Raw genomic sequence first — 24234 nt, forward strand, 5'->3', positions numbered from 1 at the left:
TGAATTTAAAATAATTGAACAATGGAAACATTAAACATGGAAATTAAAAACACCGGGCCCGTTTTAGCCAGGCTGTTACAAATTATGCAAACCAACACCGTTTCAGAAAATATTTACCTAAACGATTTGGATGTTGGCATGACAGCAGATCATCCTTCATCTGGTTCATGGGTAAACGTACTTGGTGTTAATGAAGCACCCCTACCTGAAATACTGAAACTTTTAGGCATTCGCAGCATTACCTTAAACGCTGGCTATGATTTTGATCGGCTTGCAAAGCTTACTGTTACGCTGCCCCCTGCTGAGGTAGAACAATACCTGTGGACCTTTTTTAATGACGAAAACGTTATTAACGAACTTCGTTCCTTATTTAGCAATTGCCGCACAATTGCTTTTGACGATTGGGCCGATTTTACCGGTGCTTCTAACCTTTGGGACGGACTTTTGGCCGACGTAATCAGCCCATTGGGTAAAACAGATATGGAGTTTATCTTTTATCTCGGGGACCCAATAAGTAAACTCTCGTTCCAGGTAGATGAAGCAATTGAGCTGATCTGTGATTTTTCTTCACATGGGCAGGTAACCTTCGCCCTTGATGAAAGCGAAGCCCTCAGGTTATGGATGGTGCTGAACGGTGTAAATCTGGATATGCCTCTCGCAGCCCAAACGCCTTCCGATCTGAAAAAAAAGTATTTCTCTATTTTCAGGATCATGAACATTGCCCGTCTCCTGATATATTCAGCGAACGATGCCATATTATTCTCTAAAGACCAACAATTTATCCTCACCCGAAAGAAAGTTGATCATCATATCGAGATAGGCTTAAACGCCAGGCAAAATTTTATTATGGGTTTCAGTATTGGCCTGCTAAAGCAGCTTGACATTGCCCATTGTATTGCCCTTGGCCTTATTGTATTTGGCTCCTATGGCGAACTGAATGCAAGTCCAAACCAGGAAAACCTGCAGGCATACATTCAAAAATGGATAGAAGATCTCCAAAAACCAGAAAGCATGCACCTTTATCAATAAATATAAACATTAATTTAATTACAATGGAACAAAGAATCAACGTCTTTGCAAAAGGACAAAATGCATTAAAGGCCCTGTTTCAAACGGGTGCCTACCTGAAAAATTCACCTGTAGAGGAACAGCTTCTGGAGCTGGTATTTTTCAGGGTATCTCAGATCAATAATTGCGCATACTGTTTAGATATGCATTCTAAAGATGCCCGCGCCCATGGCGAAACAGAACAACGTTTGTATGGCATCAGCGCCTGGCGCGAAACACCTTACTTTTCGGTCCGGGAACGCGCCGCTTTGGCGTGGGCCGAAGCAGTAACTAAATGCGATGTGCCAGACAGTGTATATGAAGAGGTAAGCCCAGTGTTCACCGAAGCAGAAATGATCGACCTTACGCTGGCAATAACCACCATCAACACCTGGAACCGTTTTAATCTCGCGTTTCCAAACGCAGTGGGCACATACAAAGCCGGACAGTTTGCATGATATCTTTATTTAGGAGGGCAGGCATTGAAACATGCCGCCCTCTTCTAAATAATCAAGTTTACTTATTAATAAGCAGTTAGCCCGCCTTCGCGTTTAAAAAACATAAACCTCATTCAACCCAATTTTATAATACAAACCAGATCGGTATTCAATAATAAACACAAGTAATCATGAATCTTCAAGCATATATCGAAAAGCGGGATTTTTCAAAAACAACCGAGCCTGTAGCCGGAACCAGTAATAATAAAGATAGCCTGGTGTTCGTGGTACAAAAACATGCGGCATCTCATCTGCATTATGATTTCAGGCTGGAGATGGATGGCGTTTTAAAAAGCTGGGCAATACCAAAAGGGCCTTCAACAGATCCTAAAGCCAAACATCTGGCCATGATGGTTGAAGACCATCCTTTCGATTACCGGAATTTTGAGGGAAACATTCCACAAGGTGAGTATGGTGGAGGTACGGTAATTGTTTGGGATCAGGGCACCTATGAACCCATTGAGGCAATTGAAGGCAAGGCCGACCAGGAAGTGCGGCTATTACAGCAACTTTCAAGCGGTTCGCTTAAAATAAAGCTCCACGGGCAAAAGCTAAAAGGCGAGTTTGCCCTTGTTAAAACCCATGGCATGGGCGAAAACGGCTGGCTGCTTATCAAGCATAATGACCAATTTGCAAGCGCCGCTGATATTACCCTGCAGGACCGTTCCGTTATATCAGGTAAAAGCCTCGAAGATATGTCCATTTCTGCCGATAACGTATGGAATCATGACCATGCCGAACCGACGAAATCACCGGCTGTAGTTGCTGATCATCCGGATTTACAGGGGAAAACAATGGTTAATCCCTCAAACCTATCCGATCTTTTAGCGGAGGCGCCTGAAGCACCGATGCCCAAAGACATTAAGTCCATGAAGCCTACCCTCGTAGATGCTCCGTTTGATGACCAGGACTGGTTATTTGAAAACAAGTGGGACGGGTACCGCGCAATAGCAACTATCAATAACTTTAAGGCAAAGCTGCTTTCACGTAATGATGTTTCGTTTGCTAAGTATTACCCCATTATTGATATAATGCAAACGTGGCCATGCAATGCGGTTATTGACGGCGAAATTGTAGTAATGTGTGAGGACGGGAAGACAGATTTTGGCGCACTTCAAAACTGGAAAAGCGAAAAGGATGGTTTGCTTGTATATTGCGTATTTGATATTTTATGGTACGAAGGCCGGAATTTGACCGGCGTGTCGTTAAATCAAAGGCAAGCTATACTACAACAGGTTTTAGCCAAAAATAGGAACGACAGGATACGCCAAAGTAAGGCTGTACCTACCAGAGGTATAGAACTTTTTGAAAATGCAGAAAAACATGGATATGAGGGCATTGTTGCAAAAAAAGCAAGTAGCGTTTACACCCCTGATCAGCGTTCAAAAGAATGGCTTAAAATAAAAGTTCAGCGAAGGCAGGAGGTGGTAATAGGAGGCTTTACCAAAAATAAAGATACATCAAAGCCATTCAGCGCTTTGTTGTTAGGTGTTTATGAAGATGGTCGACTCCGGTTTGTAGGAAAAGTTGGTACCGGATTTTCAGTGGCTTTGGAAATGGAAATGATGGAGAGTTTTGCGCCATTTATAAGTGGTGTAAACCCGTTTGATATTGAAACGCCAGGCAACATATCGCCTTTAAATAAAAAAACTTCAGGCGAAACCTTTACCTGGCTTATGCCCGAGCTGATATGCGAAGTTAACTTTGCAGAAGTTACCAAAGATGGTCTTTTCAGACAAGCATCGTTTAAAGGGATGCGCATTGATAAAAAAGCACTTGATATAGAATTGGAAATTCCAAAAAACACAGTCAAAACTATTGACCAGGCAAATAAAACAACTGCTACCCCTACATCTGCGTCTTCCTCTGATCATATTAGCCTCCTACCCCGGGGCAACGAAACAGCAGTGGTTAATTTTAACGGCTCTGATCTGCAATTTACGCACCTTAATAAAGTTTTCTGGCCACAGGAAGCCGTAACCAAGCGGGATATGCTTAATTATTATATGGTGGTTGCCGAATATATGCTGCCCCATCTGCAAGACAGGCCTATGTCGTTAAACCGTTTCCCGGATGGTATTGGCGGGCCGCATTTTTACCAGAAAGATGTTACCGGCAAAGTTCCTGATTGGGCTACAACATTTGCACATAACACCGCTAAAGGCGAACATCATAATTACCTTGTTGGAGGCGATATTTCAAGTTTGCTGTGGATGGCCGGACAAGGCTGTATTGAAATTAACCCCTGGCTTAGCCGCATTGGGTCTCCGGAACATCCGGATCATTGTCTGATCGATCTTGACCCGGACGACAATAATACATTTGAACAGGTGATTGAGGCAGCCCAAATGGTAAAGAAAATTACGGATGCCCTTGAAATTCCCTCATTTCCTAAAACATCAGGCTCAACCGGGATACATATTTACATCCCAATAGGTACAACATACAGCTATGAACAATCACAAATGTTCGCTAAACTAATCGTAAGTTTGGTTAATTGGGAATTGCCTGGCTTTACCACATTGGAAAGAATGACTGCCTCCCGGAATGGTAAAATGTACCTTGATTTTTTACAAAACCGTCCTGAGGCTACTATAGCCGGTGTATACTCACTGCGGCCCAGGCCCGGCGCTACGGTTTCTATGCCATTGCATTGGGACGAAGTAAAACCAGGTTTGAAGATGCATGACTTTACCATCTTCAATGCTACAGACCGGCTCAAAGAAACCGGTGATCTGTTCAAAGGGGTACTCGAACCGGGAATTAATTTGGAAGAAACGCTCAAAAAAGCTAAAAATATATTTGACGCTCATTAAAACACTGAGCCGAAAATGGTATTTATCAAAAGAAAACCCCAATGGAAAATAGTAATGTAAATAAAAAGCACATTGTGGTTATTGGCGGAGGATTTGCCGGGTTAAATTTTGTTACCCACATGTTTAGGAGCAAATACTACGATGTAACCCTGATAGATAAAAATAACTATAACTATTTTACCCCCTTACTATACCAGGTGGCCACAAGTTTTCTTGAACCGGCAAGCATCAGTTACCCGTTCCGAAAGTTATTAAAAAACAAGGACGTTTCTTTCAGAATGGCATCTCTAAAGAAGGTTGATACCAGGGCGAATACTATTTATTTAAGCGATGGCGGTATTCTGCATTATGATATCCTTGTATTTGCAGCAGGGTCAAAAACCAACTTTTTTGGCAACGAAAGTGTACGTGCCAGGGCCTTTTCGCTTAAAGGCATTGATGACGCGCTGTACATGCGTAATGAACTGATCAAAACGGTAGAAAAAGCGGCTATTGAGACGGATGCGGCAGCAAGGCAAAAGCTACTAACTGTAGTTATTGCCGGAGGCGGCCCAACAGGCGTAGAAATTGCCGGTATGCTGGCCGAGATGAGGCGTTATATTCTTGGCAACGATTACCCCCAGTTATTGGAGGCGACCACAGAAATCCATATTGTTGATGGTTCTCCGTATCTTTTAGCACCGATGAGCGAAAAATCACACCGGGCGGCATATAAAGCTTTAGCCGATCAAGGCGTACATATCAAACTGAATACACGTGTTAATTTGTATGAAAACGGTCAGGTACATTTATCTGACGGAAGCATCATTGAGGCAGAAACTTTAATATGGGCGGCTGGCGTAATAGCCAACTCATTTGAGGGTATTGCTGAAGAAAGCATCGGAAAAGGCAGGCGCATGCTCACAAATGCCTTTAACCAGGTTAATGGATATGAAAACATCTATGCTATTGGAGATATAAGTCTTCAATTTTACGACCCGGCCTATCCTGATGGTCACTCCCAACTGGCACAACCTGCGATACAGCAGGGCAAAAGCCTGGCAAAAAATCTTACCCGGCTTGCAAAAGGACAGCAAATGAAACCTTTTATCTATTTCGACCGGGGAGATATGGCCATCATCGGCGGCAGAGTTGCAATGGCCGATCTTTTTAAACACAAACTTCATTTAGGTGGCTTTTTAGGTTTGATGGGCTGGCTTTTTATCCACCTGATATCGCTTGTGAATTATAATAACAAGATCAAAACACTTTACAACTGGGCAATAGCTTATCTTACCCATGACCAGGCCCTGCGCATGATCTTCCGGTCAGAGAATCGGGAGAACCGTGCAGATCTTTAATATAAGATTTGATTTACCTTCATTTTAAAAATCGTTTCAGATATCTAAGTCTATATCCAAATTTCATCAAATCTGGATACTTCAACTCACAGCGTATTTATTACTTTTTAAAATATAACCCGGGGAGAGGCTTGGGTTAAATAACTGAAATTGTTACTCCGGTAATAGCCCCCCTTAATATTGGTCAAGGTCAATAACCTCCCTGTTCAGGCTGTCATTCCTTCATAAACATTAGCTATCGCGATATTTCAGGCTTGCTACATTTCGCCAGTTGGTAAACTAATGATTAAATATCGTAGTCAAACGATAAGGTATTTTTTATCAAAACCCTCACTATCAATAACTTAAATAATGGTATATTTCTGGAATACATTGCATCAATTCAACAACAATGAACAAATAATATCTGCAATGAAAACCACGATTAAAACAAACATCACTCCCGGGCATAACGGAACTAATGGGTTATTATCTGATGTAAACTCCTTAAATACAAAGATGGCCACATTATCCGCAAAAATTGATGCAAACAAATTTGCCAAATATGTGAAAACAAAATTTGTTTTCTTTACACTGCATCTTATAGATCTGCTTTATATCATCTACAAATAATCATAAAAACCTCCATTAAATCAATTGCTCAGAACAGAGTGATCATGTTGCCTCGGCAAATCCACCACGGCGATTGAAAAAAATCCGGAATTACGGCAAGGCGTTAGGCGTTATTTGGTGGCGCAGCTATTAAGAGGCGTTATTTCGCCCGTTGCCCCGGCTTTAAAAATACACATTATGCTTATAATCAAACAGTTGTAAAAATGGCATAATTTTATATATGGCTACCTTGGTTTTTACCCGGTTTGGTTAAACCTTTTTAGTTTATATGAAAGCGAAAATCTTTATTACACAGGATCTCGAAATGAAAGCACAACAAACATTTCATCTCCTCCCCCATTTTCAATATACTGAGCCGGGAGCACTCTTATTTAGCCATCCTGTGCAAAAATTGATCATACCCATAGCGGATGAAGGGCAATTGAAAACCCTAAAAACATACCCAGGCATATTAGTGAATCAACATAGTAAAAGGTGATAACCACACCATGATTGTTATGGATAAACTTCAGCAGTTTCGCAATTCAACAAAACGCCCTTCCGAAATTTCGGCTCATACCCAACTAATTGAGCTTCAAAAGCGGCTTTCTTTATTTGAACAGCAAAAAGATATATTTCTTTTACTAAGTAACGATATAACACGGGTAAGGGCTAAAAACGATCTCGTCAATCTGTTTTCTGCACGGATAAAACCGATATTCAACTTTTCACATACCATTGTGATGCTGATAGATCATCAAACTAACACATATTCTCCTTTTTTACTTGATCCTTATGGCTCAATTATAAAGGACCATCCTGAGTATACTGCGCTTACTACCACAAAATTTTCGCTGAACGAACCTATTATTGGTAAAATCCTGGATACGCCACAACCGCTTATTTATAACCTTGCAGAAATCCTAAACTCGCCAGGCTTGCCATCATTTATCCGCGTTAATTACGAATGCGGTGTTAAAGAAATGTTGGTTACCCCACTTAAAAATAAAAATGAAGTTATTGGTTTCAGCTTGGTTTATGCAAAAAGCCCGGGCATTCTTACCAATGAACTGCAGCACCTGATGCTGAATATCGCGCCTCAACTTTCTAATGCGGTAACTAATATCATCATCAATGAAGAAATCAAACAAAAACAACATGTGGACAGGGTATTGCTTGATCTAAGCGCCGAGATGGTTGTTATCAGGGAGCGGAAAGGTTTGTTGAATATCATTAATTCAAGCTTAAAAAAACTCATCAGCTTCAATAGTTGCATGATGACCGTTTTGAATACAAACGGCAAAACATACAATGCTTTTTTAATAGATGAAGAATCGGGTGCGCCGGGGCTTTACCAGTACAACAAGGCAATAACCCAACCTTATCCTGTAAATGACGGAATTTATGATGTGGCTGCCATTTCAGGCAGGGCTATGGTAATCAATATGCAATCTATTAATATGCAGGAGGCCCCGCTTTGGTTTAAGTTAAATTATACTGCCGGTGCCCGCGAAATACTCATCAAGATTTTACCATCTGAACAGGGTGTAAAACATAGCCTTATCCTTTTTTCAGATCAGCAGAAAACATTTGATAATAATGCCATAGCCATTGTTGAACGTATTGCGGGTGAATTGACAACGGTAGCAGAAAACATTGTTGCCAATGAGCAGATAACCGAAAAAGAATGGGAAACCTCATTCCTGCTTGATTTTGGTAATGCAATAGCTAAAGTAAGAAGTAAAGAAGACCTTTTTGATGCCGTAATAATATTTCTTAAAAAACTGAATGCACTGAGAGGATATGCAATCAGGCTGATCAATGAAGACGGTAAAACAACAACTACTTATATCCATGACATCAGCGCTACAATGCCTAATGATCCGCTAATGCTTGAGGTTACAACGGCACGCTTGCCAATAAATGATGGCATCCAGAACAGGGTATTGAACAGCGAGGCACCCGTATTTTTAACAATTGATGAAGAAATTGCACGGGGGCGTAATCCTAAATACTTTGCCTTTTGGAAAAGTATAGGTTTTGTAAAAGTGGTGGGTATGCCGCTAAAAACAGCCTCTAAAAATTGGGGAATCTTATGGTTGGGGATGGAAGAAATCAATATACCCCTGGTTAAAGGTATTTGCTCACTGATATCCATTGCAATTTCCAATATCAAGGCCAACGAGCAGGTACTTATTTTTAAACAAAAGCTGGAACATGAAAATGAGCACCTTAACGAACAACTTAATAATATTTATAACTTTTCCGAAATCGTGGGCAATCATGCCAAAATGCGAAATGTTTACCAGTTAATATCGCGGGTAGCAGGTGCCCCATCCTCGGTATTGATACTCGGCGAAACCGGTACCGGGAAGGAACTGATTGCACGGGCTGTACACCACGCATCGCCGCGGAAGGGCAAATTAATGATTAAAGTTAATTGCGCCGCAATGCCCGCTAACCTTATAGAGAGCGAATTGTTTGGTCATGAAAAGGGATCTTTTACCGGAGCGTTTGAACGCAGAATAGGCAAATTTGAGCTGGCGCATAACAGTACCCTGTTTTTAGATGAAATAGGTGAATTGCCTTTAGAACTACAGGTTAAACTCCTGAGGGTTATCCAGGAGCGAGAATTTGAAAGAATAGGCGGGAAAAATACCATAAAAGTTGACGTAAGAATTATTGCTGCCACCAACAGAAACCTGGAAGATGAGGTGGCAGCAGGCAGGTTTCGGTCTGATCTTTACTATAGACTTAATGTTTTCCCGATTCATTTACCGTCATTAAGAGAAAGAAAAGAAGATGTAATTCCCTTAGCCAACTTTTTCCTTGCCCGCTACAGCAAACAAACAGGCATAACCGTAAAAGGCATGACTCCCGGAGTGGCAAGGGCGTTGCAGGATTATGAATGGCCAGGCAACGTAAGGGAACTGGAACATTTAATTGAACGTAGCGTATTGCTGGCAAACGGTAATATATTAAGGGAAATATATCTTCCGGGAGACAATGATGATCTACCCGTTTCTGATTTTGCACAAACACAAACCCTGGAAGCCCGGGAGCGCTATCACATCATTGGCACGTTAAGGCGTTGCGGTGGTAAAATAGGCGGCGAGGGCGGAGCTGCTGATGTATTTGATATTCCGCCAACAACCCTTCATTCTAAAATGAAAAAGTTAAATATTATTAAAGAAGATTACAGATAAGAATCCCCGGTAAAAAGGATAAGTAAGAAAAAATGAAAGAAGAGATCCTGCCCAATAAGATAGAAGATATACAAAGTGCAGACTATTTGTTAAAGCAGATAGACGCATATGAGCAAGAGCAAGACCTCCTTTTTGCTTTAAGCACCGATATCACTAAAGTGCGTGAAAAAGATGACCTTATCAGACTTTTTTCTTCCCGTCTTCGGGGTATGTTTTACTTTCTCCACAGCATCGTTATGTTGGTTGATCAGCAAAATAAAACATTTAAGCCTTTTTTGCTTAATCCCGACTCGTCTCCGATAACAGATCACCCGTTATATCCCGAAATAGTAAAAATGGTTTATCCAATTGACGTACCGGTGATAAGAGACGTGCTCAATTCTGAAGGCCCGATAACCTTTCTGCTTGATGAGATCATCAAAACACCTGGCATACCGCCATTTATAAAAGTTAACTATGAGCGTGATATTAAAGAGATGATGATTACCCCATTAAGAAGTCAAACAGAGGTGATGGGCTTTATATTGGTATACTCAAACAGAACAGACAGTTTTACTAACGAATTTAAGCAGATTTTAAATGGCATAGCACCACAATTATCAAGTGCGATTTCCAACATCATCATTAATGAAGGGAATAGAAAAAAGGATTACCAGAATGAAGTATTGCTCTCGTTAAGTCGTGAAGTTGTAACCGTCAGGACGCGGTCTCACCTGTTGAATGCAATTAATAACGGACTCACCAAGCTAATTGCATTTACACATAGCGTGATGACTGTGCTGACAGATGATGGACAAACTTACCAAGCCTTTTTAACGGATAAGGATGTGTCGTCAAAGGGTTATTCCAGTTATAACGAAATCATTTCCCTACCCTACCCGGTTCACGATGGTATTTATGATCTGGCTTCGGCGACTGAGAAGCCATTAATTTTTGATATCCGTTCATTTGACCTGAGTAAGGCTCCTCAGTGGCTTAAACTCAATTATGCTGCGGGTGCCCGCGAAATACTTATAAAAGCATTGCCTGACAATGGCGTTCCTAAACATAGCCTTATCCTCTTTGCAGATAAGATAAACTCATTTGATGATACCAGTATTGAAATTATAGAAAGTATTGCTGGGCAGCTGGCCAAAGCCGCCAACAACATCACCGCCAACGAAGCTATTTTAAATAAAGAACGCGATAAATCATACTTACTTAAATTTAGTACCGACCTTACCGCCGTTAGGACAAGAGAAGATCTGGAAATTGCCATCTCAAATGTGTTAGTGCGCCTGGTTGGCATGAAATTATGTGTAATAAGGGTAATGGAAGACGATGGCGTTTCCCTGATTCGGTATATCTACGATAAAAACGAAATTTACCCTGATGATGGGTCTTTTATCGAACTATCGGCGAAAACTATTACCATTAATGAACCCTTAACGTCAAAAGTCCTTAATAATGATTCCCCAATTATTTTTAATATCGACGAGGAACTGCGAAAAGGAAGGTATGCGCCGTACATGCACATTTGGAAAAAGTCGGGTTTAAAAAATGCCTATGGCGCTCGCCTGCGTGTTGGGGACGAAAACATAGGAATACTCTGGCTCTTAACAAACGAATTAAATATTGATTTACTCAAAGGGCTTTGCTCACAGATATCAGTAGCTATATTTAATATTAAAGCTAACGAAAGACTGTTAGCATATAAGCAGCAGTTAGAAGTTGAAAACGATCATTTGAAGGAACAGATCAAAACCATTTACAATTTTTCGGAGATTATTGGTCGTGGCCCTCAGATGGAAAAGGTTTATCGGTTAATGTCACGCGTAGCCGAATCCTCTTCAACCGTACTGATACTTGGTGAAACAGGAACCGGTAAGGAGCTCATTGCACGTGGCATTCATAATGCCTCACCCAGAAAAGACAAATTGATGATCAAAGTAAACTGTGCGGCGCTGCCACCTAACCTGATCGAAAGCGAGTTGTTTGGCCATGAAAAAGGGTCATTCACTGGGGCTTTTGACCGGCGTATAGGTAAATTTGAACTGGCGCATAACAGTACCCTGTTTTTAGATGAAGTTGGTGAATTGCCGCTGGAATTGCAGGTTAAATTACTGAGGGTAATTCAGGAACGGGAATTTGAACGGGTAGGCGGGAAAACCACATTAAAAGTAGATGTCAGGATCATTGCCGCTACTAATCGAAACCTGGAAAAAGAGATACTTGCGGGTAAATTCCGATCTGACCTCTACTATCGCCTCAACGTCTTCCCAATAAGTCTTCCCCCGCTACGTGAACGGGCCGAAGATATAGGCTTGCTGACTGATTTCTTTTTGGCAAAATATAGTAAACTAACCGGCTACAAGGTTACATCAATTACTCCCAAAGTTCTGCAGCAATTGAAGGCTTATTTATGGCCTGGAAATGTGCGGGAGCTGGAGCATATTATTGAAAGGAGTATTTTGCTGGCAAACGATCATGTACTGCGCGAAGTGCATTTACCAAAATCAGCGCAAATTAATAATCAAACAATAACTCTTTTTAACCAAACCATTGAGGAGATGGAGCGAAATCATATTATCGGGATTTTAAAACAATGTCAGGGCAAAATTTCTGGAGCCGATGGAGCTGCCTTGATATTGAATATTCCGTCAACCACCCTGCATTCTAAAATGCGAAAGTTGAATATTACAAAAGCGGACTATCTTAACCAGGGGTAACAGCGACGAGGCAACTCCGGAAGTTATAGAATCAAGGATCCATTGTTTTGCCACCTATAATGCCTTTCGATTAATATAAGCCCTTCCCCAGGTATCCAGGGAGCTGAACACCTTGTCGAGAGAATGGCCTAAGTCAGTGAGCTGATACTCTACCCGTGGGGGTATTTCGAGATAAACAGCCCTCGTAATTATTCCATCTTTTTCCATTTCACGCAGTTGGGTGGTCAGCATTTTTTCTGAGATACCAGTAAGTTCTCTAATAAGGCTGGAAAAACGTAAAGGTTTACCGCTTTTTAAACTCTTATAAATTTTAAGCTTCCATTTCCCGCCAATGATAGACAATGCAGCATCAACACTGCAATCAGCACTTGAATTATTCTCACATGTTATGGTAACCTGCCTGCTATAGCTCATCGATGAAATATTTTTATTTAAAGTTTAAGAAAAGAACTCATTGATAAATTGCGCCCTGTCATGCAACGGCATTTAAAACCCTTTGAAAATGAAGCCTGAAATTTTGCGGGGCAATTTTAACCTGCTTGCTAAAAAAACGGATAAAATATGATGGATCATCATAACCAAGTCTATAGCCAATTTCCTTTACTGACAGGTGCGTATAAACCAAAAGTCGTTTCGCTTCCATGATGATCCGCTTTTTGATTATCTCATTTGGTGTGCACTTTCGGTATTTGCAAATGCGTTTATTCAGGGCCTTAGCACTGATATTTAGCATATTGGCATATGATGCAACATCATGGTGTTTTGAAAAGTTGTTCTCTACCAATTGTATAAAAAACCTGGAAAACCCTGAATCTTGTTGACGAACTAAATCATTTATACCCCGCTGATGTTTCCCAAAACGGGTTGCCCTGATAATAATTTGCTTCAGTAATACTCGAACCATCTCTTCCAGATTGATGTCACCCTGACTTATTTCTCTTCTGATTTCGTCAAAAATAGATAAAATAGCTGCTGAACTGTTAGCGTTAAGTTCAACCAAAGGTATTTTATGAAAATCGCTGAAAAGCAATTCGTCGCATGCAATTTCCTGATCATGCAACTGCACGCCATAAAGATCCTGGTTATAATATATCATGCTACCCTGGATATTTTCAGATAGCCGAAGGAATTGCCCAGCGCTTACAAAAAGCAACCCGTCCTGTTGCACCTCAATGTCGTTAAAATCGCTACTTACCCGGCCACCCGCCCTGATGTATATAATCTTAATAAAACCCCTGAGTTGATCAATGAACTGATCTGGCGAGTTTTGTTTGCAAAAATCCAGGATACCAAATTTTTTAAAGGCACATTGTTTCAAATATTCCATCTTGTAATAGTCTAAGCAGGCGGCTATATTAACACAGGAAATTAAATTTGTTATCACCTATATGCCGGTCCGGATACTGAATTACAACAGGCGTGCCACCACACAAACAATTGAATATCAATTATTTAATAATAATTAACTTTTTATCTTACACTTTATATTGCGGATTGGTAGTCACTTTAACGATATTCCGAGTGTTTTCTCCTTTGGAGCAGGTAAAAAAATCCTGATCGTGTTTTATAACTCTTTTGGATGCCATTTATCAATGGATTATTGCCATCTGACAAGCAGCTTGTACTTACTTTAATATACTGATCAGTAATCGATAGCGGTATTTGTTGATATCAGAGTTATTATAACATCGTAAAGCCCCGGGGATAATCCGGGGCTTTACGATGTGGCATGTTGTTCGTGTTGACCGGCCTGATCCCGGTCGATCACAACTATCAGGATTATTTCTTTTGGGATGCTTCAATAATTATTTTGGCAACAGCATCAGGATGCGAAATGAAAACCACATGGCTTCCTTTAATTTCTGTAGTACGGGTATTGGATCGCTTATACATATTACGTTCAATATCCGGATTGATGCTTTTATCTTCCGTTGCCACTATACCGTACGCTGGTTTAGTTTTCCAGGCTGCATCGGCAACAGGGGTTAAAAAGCTTGCGCCTAAAATAGGCTCCTGAGATGCAAACATAAAATCAGCCTCCTCCTTACTTAAATCGGCTGCAAAACCGGCGTGGAATTTGTCTTTACCGTAATAAACAAAACCTTTATCATCTGGCGGCAAAATCCCATATTCAGGTTTAACAGGTAATGAAGTAAACCATTGCAGTGTATTTTCTCCTTTATCGGGCTGATAGGCGGCTACATACACTAGGCCAGCAACCTTTGGGTGCATGCCCGCTTCGGTAATTACAACCCCACCCCATGAATGGCCAACCAATATAACCGGACCATCTTGTTTATCCAATATACGGTTAGTCGCGTCTACGTCATCCTTAAGCGAAGTCAGCGGGATCTGTACAATGCTAACGTGATATCCTTTCTTAACAAGGATATCAAAAACTCCCCGCCAGCCCGAACCATCGGCAAAGGCCCCATGCACGAGTACGATATTCTTTACGGGTTTATCCTGAGCTTTTGATAAATTGTGCAATATCAACAAAAAGCCCAGGAAAATTACTGCTGTGATCACCTGCCTGCCAAGACCAAGGTTCAATTTTGATTCTGATTTCATGATTTTAATTTTTAAAGACTATTGTTTTATTTATTAATACAAAGGTCCTTTATCAGTCAAAGCTCATCAATGGACAATGAGTATCTACTACTGGACATTTTCCCCTGCAATTTTCCATCAGGGTATTTGTCATTTGTGACAAAACAATATGAATAAGTAAGAACATTACTTACAGTGAGCAAATAAGAAAAGAAACAAAAGAAATGTGCAATAAGATGATTGGACCCTCTTACGGTCAATCGCTGGACCACTTCAAAATTTATATGGTCATTAATTTTGCCTATCAAACTCAATGGATGGGTTTGTGTATAATTATATATAGCAATGAAAAAATTCACTTTAAGCCTATTTGTATTTTGTGCAGTATTTGCCATTAATGCACAAGCGCAGCATGAACCGAAATCTGTAAATGTTACGCAATTTCCACCGGAAGTTATTTTTAAAAAGATCATAACTACTCCTGAAATCAAGAGTCAGGAAGCTAAATTGGTGGTGGTAACCTTTGCACCGGGTGAGGTATCCGGGGCTCACCGGCACCCGATCCCAACAATTGCTTATGTATTGCAGGGAAGTATATCTTCAACATTTAACGGAAAAACTCATATTTATAATCAAGGAGAAGCTTTCTGGGAAGACCCTAACGGACTGCATGCAGAGAGTAAGAATATGAGTAAAACAAAACAGGCTAAACTATTGGTCTACTTTATTGGCCCGAAGGAATTGCCATTTATAACAGAAGGAAAATAAGATAATACCGACCTGAAACCATCATTAACAGATTGTTTAAGATATAGCTTTATGAAAGTATACGGACAAACTACTTGCAGACGAACACAGAAGGCACTGGCTTGGTTCAAAGAGCGTAAGATGGCCATTGAATTCCAAAATTTCAAAAAGGATGGTGTATCGTCAGACAAACTTCAGGAATGGGATGCAAAAATGGGCTATGATGCTTTTTTAAATAAGAAAAGTACCACCTGGCGAAAATTGCATCAGGAGGTTAAGGAATCAATAAAAACCAAAGAAGATGCGCTGAGATTACTTAAAGATCAGCCAGGTATTATTAAGCGCCCTGTAATTGAAGACGGCAATTTTCTTTTTTTTGGATTTGATGAAATGGTATATGAAGATCATTTTAAAAAACCTCAAAATCAAATCTCCTTATCAAAAGCAAGTCGTAAAAAGCACATCCTTCTTTAAATTTGGGATATTATTAAACTATGCAAAAACTGCGACATTCTTAAAAGGATGTCGCAGTTTTTGTTTTACAGTATCCGGCATAATGGTAATGGCGCTAAATATCGTGTCACTGAACATCCTTCCACGAAATACAGTGCAAAAAAACAGTCATAATTTTACAAAAGCCTAAAATTCAATTACTTAACTAATGGCACAACCATTGCAAAATAGCAATTACATTTTAAAAAACACTGTAAAACCGGTCGTATTAAAGGCCATTAAAAACACAAACTATGAAAATTGTAGTAATCGGAGGAAGCGGGCTAATCGGATCACAGCTCGTAAACAAGCTCACCCAACTTGGTCATGAAGTTATAGCAGCATCTCCAGCCACTGGTGTTAATACGATCACTGGTGAAGGCCTTACTGAAGTACTGAAGGGTACAGATGTTGTTGTTGACGTTGCAAACTCTCCTTCATTTGAGGATACAGCAGTAATGGATTTTTTCAAAACCTCAGGAAAAAATCTCCTTACTGCAGAAACAGCAGCAGGGGTAAAACACCACATCGCTTTATCAGTAGTTGGAACCAGCCGACTGCAGGAAAGTGGGTACTTCAGAGCAAAACAGGTACAGGAAGATTTAATCAAAGCCTCTGGCGTTCCTTACTCTATTGTACATTCAACCCAGTTTTTTGAATTTCTGGGCGGAATAGCTGTTGCAGCAACCGACGGAGAAATCGTTCGCCTGTCTCCCGCCCTTATCCAACCCATTGCTTCGGCCGATGTGGCTACTGCCGTTGCTGACGTTACTTTGAATGCACCAATAAATGGGACTGTGGAAATTGCCGGTCCGGCTAAAATTAAACTTTCGGATCTCGTTCAGAAATATTTAGACAAAAATAACGATCCGCGCAAGGTAATTGCCGATGTGCATGCACGTTATTACGGTGCAGAATTAAATGACCAAATGTTGGTTCCGGGCGATGGAGCGAGAATTTTCAACATCAACTTTGAAAACTGGTATTTAAATCAGCCTAAAAAGGCGTAAATAATTATAGAAATTTTTAAGGCTTGCATACGCCCGGCGTAACGAAGATGACGGGTGTCAGCTCTTCGGAGGATGTTGTAAGGGGCGTGCACTTTCCACCCGTTCGTGCACGGGACAAACCCACGCCGGCACAGTGTCCCTGTGAAAACCGGTCAACAACTCGGAGAGTCGACGGGCTACTGCTACCTTAAATAAGTTCAGAAATGATACAAGAGCTCACCTACAAAATTTAGCGCCGTCTACCCATCCAGCTGAAAGTTAAATGCTCTTTATTTCGTGTAATCAACCATACATCGGCTAAATAAGGTGTAAATCCAAAATACAGTTTTTAATAAATACCTTATTAACAATCATTTAACTCATTGGCACACTCGTTGCAAACCAGTTAATGTGTTAGAATCAGAAACATTTTAAAAAGCAATAAACGTTTCACGACAAATCATAAACTTAATGCAGAGCGACATGAACTATTCCTTTTTTGGGACCCATGCGGACCCTGGCCACAGAGATCAAAAATCAACACAAGCAACAGATAATGATGCAGACCCAAACTTTGATGAAAGCTTCAGTCAGGGAGGCGAATACCTTGATGACTCACTAAGAATGGTTGAACAACCCTTTGAGGAAGGGCCCGACGAATGAAATACATATCAAATTTATCTTAATACCTAATAATGAACGAGTTCTTATTGGTATTCTGGCGAGACTACCAAACCGTGGAAATTCAGCCATCCCCTGAACAATTAAGAGAATACCGTAAACACTGGGCAGATTGGTTCCGCAGTCTTGCTGCCGGCGATAAATTGTCAAGGCCAATACAGATCTTCGCCCCTCAGGGTATAGTGGTAAGCAGCCAGGTTACCAAAGGGCCTTATACAGAAGTAACACTGTCGGTTGGAGGTTTACTTTTTCTCAAAGCGGCCGACTATACAGAAGCTGTGGAAACAGCCCGGGACTGCCCTATCCTGAGACTGGGGGGAACCGTCGAAATCCGTCAGGGTTTATAACAAGTAATTAAATAATCAACCATTCAAAAATCAACATCATGAGCGAATTCCTCTTAGTATTCCGCAGAGATTACAAAACCAAAGAAATCCAACCTTCACCAGAAAAGCTACAAGAGCACCTGGCTCACTGGCAAGTGTTTTTTACCAGTATCAAAGATAAAGTGGCAAAACCTATTCAACGATTTGACCCTCTGGGCAAAATAGTTACCGGAGGTACCTCCACTGCAGATGGGCCTTATGCTGAGGTAACGCAATCAATTGGCGGTCTTGTTATCATTAATGCTGCGGATTACGATGAAGCAGCTGCAATCGCACAAACTTGCCCGGTTTTAGAATTGGGTGGCACCGTTGAAATCCGTCAGGCTGTTTAACCTTACACTTAGACAATCAAAAAAGGTTCCTGCAACTCGCAGAGGCCTTTTTAAATACTGTGTATGAAATATCAATACATGGCTGATTTCAATATAAATGAATAGTTTTCAAAATTTAAGCCGTGGATACAAATATAAAGAGGCCATATAAATTGTAGACATAAGTGGCTATTTCCGCTTTGTAAACGAAATTGAAACTTCAACCAAGAATGACATAACACTTTGATAAACTTACAGTAAAATTATTAACAATCAATTAAAGCGATCATGGAAACCTTAAATATGCAAATCAAAAACCCCGGTCCTATTTTAGCAGAGCTGGTTTTATCCATACAAGATTTTAATGATACCGAAAATATCTATCTGAACGCTAACGACGCAAACAGAGCGCGTGCCACCATTCAAACGGATTATCAAAAAAATATCATTGGAATTAAAGAATTAGCCCTGCCGGGTTTTTTAAAACGATTAGGTATACGTAGCTTGAGTTTGAATTCGCAATACGATAGTATGTTACTATCAGAGCTTGACATTATAACTTCCGGGGAAAATACTGGCAAACACCACTGGAGGGATATTAAGAACGACAAACTTATAGCAGCGTTACAAATGCTGTTTAAAAACTGCAGGACGATTGCTTTCGGCGATTGGGCAAATGCATCAGATGCTTCCGACATATGGACCGGTCTTCTTACCGATGTTATTAAACCGCTCAAGAAAAAGGACCTCGATTTTATATTTTACCTGGGCGACCCCGATAAAATGATATTTTTCCAGGTTGATGAGATTCTGGATATCATCAGTGATTTTTCATATGCCGGGAAAGTGACTTTCTTCCTGGATGAACATGAGGCAATTAAATTATGGATGGTACTCAATGGCGAGCAAGGAGGTGCCTCCTCCAAAACTTATGCACCGGATGATCTCAAAAGAAAATATTTCTCCATTTTCAGAACCATGAGCATTTATTGCCTGGCCATCTATTCCTTTACCGATGTAATAGTATTTACCGAAGAACAGCAATTTGTACTGGCCAGGCAAAAAGCTAATCATAATATTGAATTAGCCGAAGACGCAAGAGACAACTTTGTTGCTGGTTACAGCTCTGGTTTACTGATGCAGCTGACTATCGCTCATTGTATCGCTCTTGGGATTGCTGTTTTTGTTACAATGGGCGAAAATAAAAACAGTTCAAGCCAAAAGGACCTGATTGCTTATCTGGAGCGCTGGATAACCGATCTGGACAAACCAGAAAGCTCGCTTCTACAACAGTCATAAAATCTAAAGAAAGAGTAATAGTGCAATTCATTTTAATTAGCCTTAATCAACAAAAACTAACAAAATGCTTCCTTACGATAGCCTGATCGTCGTTGATAAAGAAAATCAACTACCTATTTACAAGCAAATTACAAATCGTCTGATCGGGCTGATACAAAAAGGGCTGATTCCGCCCGGCACATTTTTCCCCGGGACCCGCCAAATGGCCGAGTTAATCACAGTTAACCGGAAAACAATTATTAATGCCTATGAAGAACTGCTGACGGAAGACTGGATAGAATCGATAGACCGGAAAGGATACCGGGTTACTCCAGAGCTTCCTGTAATTAAACCAAGGTCCTTCCAGCCTCCAAGCCATTTTTCTTCTACTGGTTACGTCAGCTCTGAAGGCTTGATTCTACAATGCCCGCCACAACCGGAGCACCGCGACACAAAAAGTTCAGACATTGTTGTTAATGACGGCTTTCCAGATCCGGAACTCGCGCCATTTAAGGAAATCAGTAAGATTTATCGCGATAAAGGAATCAGTTCCAGAATAAAACAGCTTATGTGCCTGAGGGATCAGGGTGGTCTTCCGCTACTCAAAGACGCAGCCGCATTATTTTTAAATGAAACCAGGGGGCTGAATATTAAAAAGGATGATATTGTAATTACCCGAGGAGCGCAAATGGCCATATATATTACGGCAACTGTGTTACTTTCTAAGGGAGATCATGTGGTAGTAACTGAACCCAACTATGTCTTCGCCAATGATATTATGGAGAACGCCGGGGCTTATATTACCAAAATAGGAATAGATGAGGAAGGCCCGGATATGGATCAGTTAGATCAAATCCTCAAAAAGAGCCCGATCAGAATGCTTTATATTGTTCCTCATCACCATCACCCTACAACCATAACGATGTCTGCCGCCAGAAGGCAAAAATTACTTAAACTCATTGAACAATATGGCTTTTATGTTATTGAAGACGATTATGACTATGATTTTTATTACAAGAATAGTCCGATACTTCCTTTGGCCAGCGCTCCGCACCATGGTAAAATAATTTATATAGGCTCCTTCACCAAGTTGCTTGCCCCATCAATTAGGATAGGTTATCTGATAGCTGCGCCCGATATCGTAAAAAAGGCAATTGCTTTAAAACGCTTGATTGATTTAAGGGGCGATACTTTCATAGAATATATGCTGGCTCAAATGATTATTAACGGCGACATGGCCAGGCACATCAATAAATCGAATAAATTATACTCTCATCGTTGTGATTTTATTTGCAACCTTTTAACCCAAAAGTTGTCACATGCCATTGAATTTACCAAACCACTTGGCGGTATGGCCGTATGGTTGAAATTTAAATCGAGATTCCCTATAAACAGGATCCTTAATGATGCTTCCCATGCCGGGCTTTGTATGATCGGTATGCCGTTCAGACGACCCGGAGATCCGAATGATAATGGTATCCGGTTTGGATTCGCCTCACTTTCTGAGGAAGAAATGACAAAAGCTGTGGATATTTTAGTTAAAATAACTTCATGATTCCACAGCCAGCGCTTAAAATGTTCGCCCATCCAAAAAATTGACAGGAGATCTCCTGGACCATCAGAGTAACTCCTGCTGGCCCACTTTAGCAATAATTTATCGCATAGCTTTACCTGCAAGCATACAATTTGTGTTGCTGTGGCTAATTGTCATGAATCTGTTATACTTTCAAAAAGCATTTTATGTAATGTGCTAATTATGAACATGGCAAACCCCTTTTACAGTTACTTACCACATGGTAAGTCATTGTTTATCATAACATTGAGTCGTTATTTTGTTCAAAAAAATTAACAAACAAATGCAAAAAAACATATTAATTACAGGTGGTTCTTCAGGTATTGGAGAAGGCCTTGCACGCCATTTTTATGATAAAGGCTGGGGAGTATTGATCACAGGCCGCAATAAAGAACGGTTATCAAAATTAGCCAGTGAAATGCCGGGCCTTCATGTGCTGGAGTATGATAGTTTAAAAGAAGATCAGGAACAACCCTTAATTCAATTTATTCGTCAAACCTGGAACGGTAAGCTCGATGTATTGGTAAATAACGCAGGCCATGTAGCTCTTACGCCAATACAAGCTATCAACCGGGTTGAGCTCGAAACGATGTACAAAACACATCTTATTGCGCCCAGCCTGCTCGCATCAGGGTGTATTGAATTTCTCACTGCATCTAAAGGGCAAATTATTAATGTAAGCAGCAGCGTTGGCATTAAACCTTCTTCTCAGCTCAGTGCATATGGTTCGGCCAAAGCAGGTATGAACATGCTAACCAAAATCTGGGCTTTAGAATTAGCTCTTTTAGGTATCCGTGTTAATTCTATCGCTCCCGGCCCAACAGATACCCCAGTGTTGGCGAATGCAGGGTTACCACCAGATGTTGTCCAGGTTATTCATGACAGCGAGAGAGCAACCATTCCTCTGCAGCGAAGAGGCAGTGTGGAAGATATTGTGGTTAATACAGCCTTATTGATAGATTCGGGCTCAACATGGGTAACCGGGGTTGTACTGCCTGTTGATGGCGGAATCTCCATAACTTAATTGCTAATATAATTCACGGCGCCCAGGTACGGCGCGAGAGGTAAAACAGCACAAAGCCCTGAGGAGTAGCCAGGGCTTTTGTGTTGCAATCCCATTAATAAGCAACAACATTAACAGTTGGTATACAAGCCTTATATTGGCGATTAATTGCTTTAATAAATTCGTTGGCTACTACTGCATACCCCCGGCTGTTAAAATTCACTCCGTCTAATGAAAATATCCCTCCCTTGATGAGCTTTAAATTTAGTTTTAAACCACTAACCACTAATCCCTTTACCATAATTTTATTAAAAAAAGAATAAGCATCAAAAACAGCGAGCCCCTTAGCTTCCGCGATGGCTCTGATTGAATTGTTATAGGATTTTATATAATTTTGGCAGTTAAACACCTCATTTTCATCAAGTACATATTCATGCTCAATTGGTGTGTAAATGGTTAAGCCATAAGGAAGGGTACCGTGTTCTGTAAATACTGGTTTACCGATTTCATGTGTGTTAAAATCAAGAATGATAAGATCCTTTGCAGTAGCCGGGCGGGAACTATAGGTTGTCCCGGAGTCCTTTGCGTTTATATATAGCGCTTTTGCTTTAGGATCCACCTTTTTTGCCTGGGCCAATACAGCGCCTACTGTGATCGTATTGCAAAACGGGAAAGTGGTAAAATCTGGTATGGTGGCAACTGTACCTTGTTGATCTGCGGCTGTAAGTCTATTAATAGCCAGTCCATACAATTGTTCAAAAACACCCTCATCAGTGAGCTGATCCCCGGCTCCGCCGCTTTTTGCGTAGGGCAGCACGTCATTAGTGCCCAACCAGTTGGTAAAGAAGGTAAATGGCTTAGCAGTGATGAAATCAAGGTAACTGGTCATATTGCCAGGGGCTTGCCCCGGAAGCATGCGTTCAAAAAACCCATTCACATTTCCGTAGGGCTTGTAAGTAATTTCTTTCAGCTTAATACCGGGTACACCGTAGTTATTGATTTCGCCGGTAAACTTGGTAAATAATCTCAACTCCCCAAAACATGATGCACTAACATATCCCCGCACGGCAAGGTTTGTTTTAACCCGATCAAGCTGCGGGCTACCGTCGTTGTTATAACCAGTCAGGATCAGGTAACCAGAGCCATTGGCCTGTTCGGGTGTAAACAAGGGTTGAAGAAAGCGTCCTCCCCCCACTTTTTGCATTTGCGAGGCAATAATGTTTGGGTAGGAATTTAGTTGACTGTTCCGGTAAAGCCCGCCATCCATATATCCAGCTGTAAAAGAACTCCCTACTGCAATAACCCGGGACAAATTCGCACTCCCGGCAGAAGGTGTATCACAATGTACCCCAGATTTGCAGCCTGTAAAAATAGCTGTACCCATAGCCAAAAGTGTAACCAAATAGGGATAATTCCTCATAACGCCAAACCAACTTCTTAATACTAATTTCTCTGCTAACTCTCCGAATCCAATTCTGAAACTGCGGCGTTTTCCGTCATTAAATTATTATTTAGCGGGCCGGTTCTTCATAATTTCATTCGAGTTATTGCGGGTAAAAATAGAGTTCACCGCGCATCATTCTGGGTACCAGCCAGGCATGAGTAGCTGGTCCAGATGTTGGTGTCTGAATTAACAGGAGAATGGATGTTGTTCCACATGCATGTACCCATTACTATTCCATCCATATTATTGGCCATATTTCGCTTCCAAGATCGGCAACCCACCAAATAAAGTGGATTCTAACCCACCAAAAAACACGCAATAAATTGAAAATAAATTATTTAACCCGTTGGCACAAAAAATGCAAAACACACTGCATACAACCAACTATTAAATCAAATGTCATGGAAGTATTTATATTTTATTTTACCAGGGTGGTGTCGTTTTGTTGTTTAACGGCGATTGCATACGTTATCGCTCCACAAAAAGATGAACAGTCAGATGATTGGGAAGAATAATCAACTCAATATCTTATTCGAAAAAACTATCCCAACATGGAAAATATTGAAAACCGAGCA

Annotated in this window: 21 protein-coding genes; 16 read left to right on the forward strand and 5 right to left on the reverse strand. The window is 40.8% G+C overall.

Translation table 11 applies throughout. The annotated features are described in order from the left end of the window. Nucleotides 1-21 precede the first annotated feature (21 nt). The 7 genes from M2273_RS14935 (at nt 22) to M2273_RS14965 (ending at nt 12205) form a co-directional block, all read left to right on the forward strand. Nucleotides 22-1029, forward strand: coding sequence for a hypothetical protein (locus tag M2273_RS14935; protein WP_429398153.1), 1008 nt, complete (start codon nt 22-24; stop codon nt 1027-1029). A 23-nt stretch (nt 1030-1052) separates the two neighbouring features. Beyond that, entirely contained in the window at nt 1053-1505 is a 453-nt protein-coding gene (locus tag M2273_RS14940) for a carboxymuconolactone decarboxylase family protein (protein ID WP_429398155.1), read from the forward strand. 170 nt (nt 1506-1675) lie between these two features. After that, nucleotides 1676-4360: a DNA ligase D gene (gene ligD / locus M2273_RS14945; RefSeq protein ID WP_429398157.1), complete on the forward strand. Its 2685-nt coding sequence runs from the start codon at nt 1676-1678 to the stop codon at nt 4358-4360. A 41-nt stretch (nt 4361-4401) separates the two neighbouring features. Next, nucleotides 4402-5700: an NAD(P)/FAD-dependent oxidoreductase gene (locus M2273_RS14950; protein ID WP_429398159.1), complete on the forward strand. Its 1299-nt coding sequence runs from the start codon at nt 4402-4404 to the stop codon at nt 5698-5700. A gap of 411 nt (nt 5701-6111) precedes the next feature. Further along, complete coding sequence (locus tag M2273_RS14955) at nt 6112-6312, forward strand: hypothetical protein (protein WP_429398161.1); 201 nt, start codon at nt 6112-6114, stop codon at nt 6310-6312. Between the two features lie 497 nt (nt 6313-6809). Beyond that, nucleotides 6810-9497: a sigma-54-dependent Fis family transcriptional regulator gene (locus tag M2273_RS14960; RefSeq protein ID WP_429398163.1), complete on the forward strand. Its 2688-nt coding sequence runs from the start codon at nt 6810-6812 to the stop codon at nt 9495-9497. A 32-nt stretch (nt 9498-9529) separates the two neighbouring features. Then, nucleotides 9530-12205: a sigma 54-interacting transcriptional regulator gene (locus M2273_RS14965; RefSeq protein WP_429398165.1), complete on the forward strand. Its 2676-nt coding sequence runs from the start codon at nt 9530-9532 to the stop codon at nt 12203-12205. A gap of 54 nt (nt 12206-12259) precedes the next feature. Here M2273_RS14965 and M2273_RS14970 read toward each other — a convergent pair whose 3' ends face one another. The 3 genes from M2273_RS14970 to M2273_RS14980 form a co-directional block, all read right to left on the reverse strand. Then, nucleotides 12260-12619, reverse strand: coding sequence for a winged helix-turn-helix transcriptional regulator (locus M2273_RS14970; protein WP_429398167.1), 360 nt, complete (start codon nt 12617-12619; stop codon nt 12260-12262). A gap of 58 nt (nt 12620-12677) precedes the next feature. Continuing rightward, nucleotides 12678-13532 (reverse strand): helix-turn-helix domain-containing protein, encoded by an 855-nt coding sequence (locus M2273_RS14975; protein WP_429398169.1) that lies wholly within the window; start codon nt 13530-13532, stop codon nt 12678-12680. A 452-nt stretch (nt 13533-13984) separates the two neighbouring features. Continuing rightward, nucleotides 13985-14776, reverse strand: a complete 792-nt coding sequence (locus tag M2273_RS14980; protein ID WP_429398171.1) for an alpha/beta hydrolase — start codon at nt 14774-14776, stop codon at nt 13985-13987. A gap of 324 nt (nt 14777-15100) precedes the next feature. On the opposite strand from M2273_RS14980, the gene M2273_RS14985 reads away from it, so the two are divergent. The 9 genes from M2273_RS14985 to M2273_RS15025 all read left to right on the forward strand — a co-directional run bounded on the left by M2273_RS14985 (nt 15101) and on the right by M2273_RS15025 (nt 22236). Next, entirely contained in the window at nt 15101-15523 is a 423-nt protein-coding gene (locus tag M2273_RS14985) for a cupin domain-containing protein (protein WP_429398173.1), read from the forward strand. Between the two features lie 51 nt (nt 15524-15574). Beyond that, a complete protein-coding gene (locus M2273_RS14990; protein WP_429398175.1) occupies nt 15575-15976 on the forward strand; it encodes a Spx/MgsR family RNA polymerase-binding regulatory protein in 402 nt (133 codons plus the stop codon). A gap of 272 nt (nt 15977-16248) precedes the next feature. Then, nucleotides 16249-17004 carry an SDR family oxidoreductase gene (locus M2273_RS14995; RefSeq protein WP_429398177.1) on the forward strand — a complete coding sequence of 252 codons (756 nt, stop codon included), beginning with the start codon at nt 16249-16251 and terminating at the stop codon, nt 17002-17004. 462 nt (nt 17005-17466) lie between these two features. Beyond that, on the forward strand, nt 17467-17646 hold the full coding sequence (locus M2273_RS15000) for a hypothetical protein (protein WP_429398179.1): 180 nt from the start codon (nt 17467-17469) through the stop codon (nt 17644-17646). A gap of 32 nt (nt 17647-17678) precedes the next feature. Then, nucleotides 17679-18011 (forward strand): YciI family protein, encoded by a 333-nt coding sequence (locus M2273_RS15005; RefSeq protein ID WP_429398181.1) that lies wholly within the window; start codon nt 17679-17681, stop codon nt 18009-18011. 38 nt (nt 18012-18049) lie between these two features. After that, nucleotides 18050-18382, forward strand: coding sequence for a YciI family protein (locus tag M2273_RS15010; protein WP_429398183.1), 333 nt, complete (start codon nt 18050-18052; stop codon nt 18380-18382). A 267-nt stretch (nt 18383-18649) separates the two neighbouring features. Next, nucleotides 18650-19660, forward strand: a complete 1011-nt coding sequence (locus M2273_RS15015; protein WP_429398185.1) for a hypothetical protein — start codon at nt 18650-18652, stop codon at nt 19658-19660. A 64-nt stretch (nt 19661-19724) separates the two neighbouring features. Further along, on the forward strand, nt 19725-21194 hold the full coding sequence (locus M2273_RS15020; RefSeq protein ID WP_429398186.1) for a PLP-dependent aminotransferase family protein: 1470 nt from the start codon (nt 19725-19727) through the stop codon (nt 21192-21194). A 301-nt stretch (nt 21195-21495) separates the two neighbouring features. Then, on the forward strand, nt 21496-22236 hold the full coding sequence (locus M2273_RS15025; RefSeq protein WP_429398188.1) for an SDR family NAD(P)-dependent oxidoreductase: 741 nt from the start codon (nt 21496-21498) through the stop codon (nt 22234-22236). Nucleotides 22237-22330: 94 nt separating this feature from the next. On the opposite strand, the gene M2273_RS15030 is transcribed toward M2273_RS15025, so the two are convergent. Together M2273_RS15030 and M2273_RS15035 are read right to left on the reverse strand one after the other, a co-directional pair. After that, a complete protein-coding gene (locus M2273_RS15030; RefSeq protein WP_429398189.1) occupies nt 22331-23635 on the reverse strand; it encodes an SGNH/GDSL hydrolase family protein in 1305 nt (434 codons plus the stop codon). A gap of 146 nt (nt 23636-23781) precedes the next feature. Beyond that, complete coding sequence (locus tag M2273_RS15035; RefSeq protein ID WP_429398191.1) at nt 23782-23913, reverse strand: hypothetical protein; 132 nt, start codon at nt 23911-23913, stop codon at nt 23782-23784. Between the last annotated feature and the right edge of the window lie 321 nt (nt 23914-24234).

Source organism: Mucilaginibacter lappiensis, assembly GCF_050433765.1.
In the GTDB taxonomy this organism is placed as follows: Bacteria; Bacteroidota; Bacteroidia; order Sphingobacteriales; family Sphingobacteriaceae; genus Mucilaginibacter; species Mucilaginibacter lappiensis_A.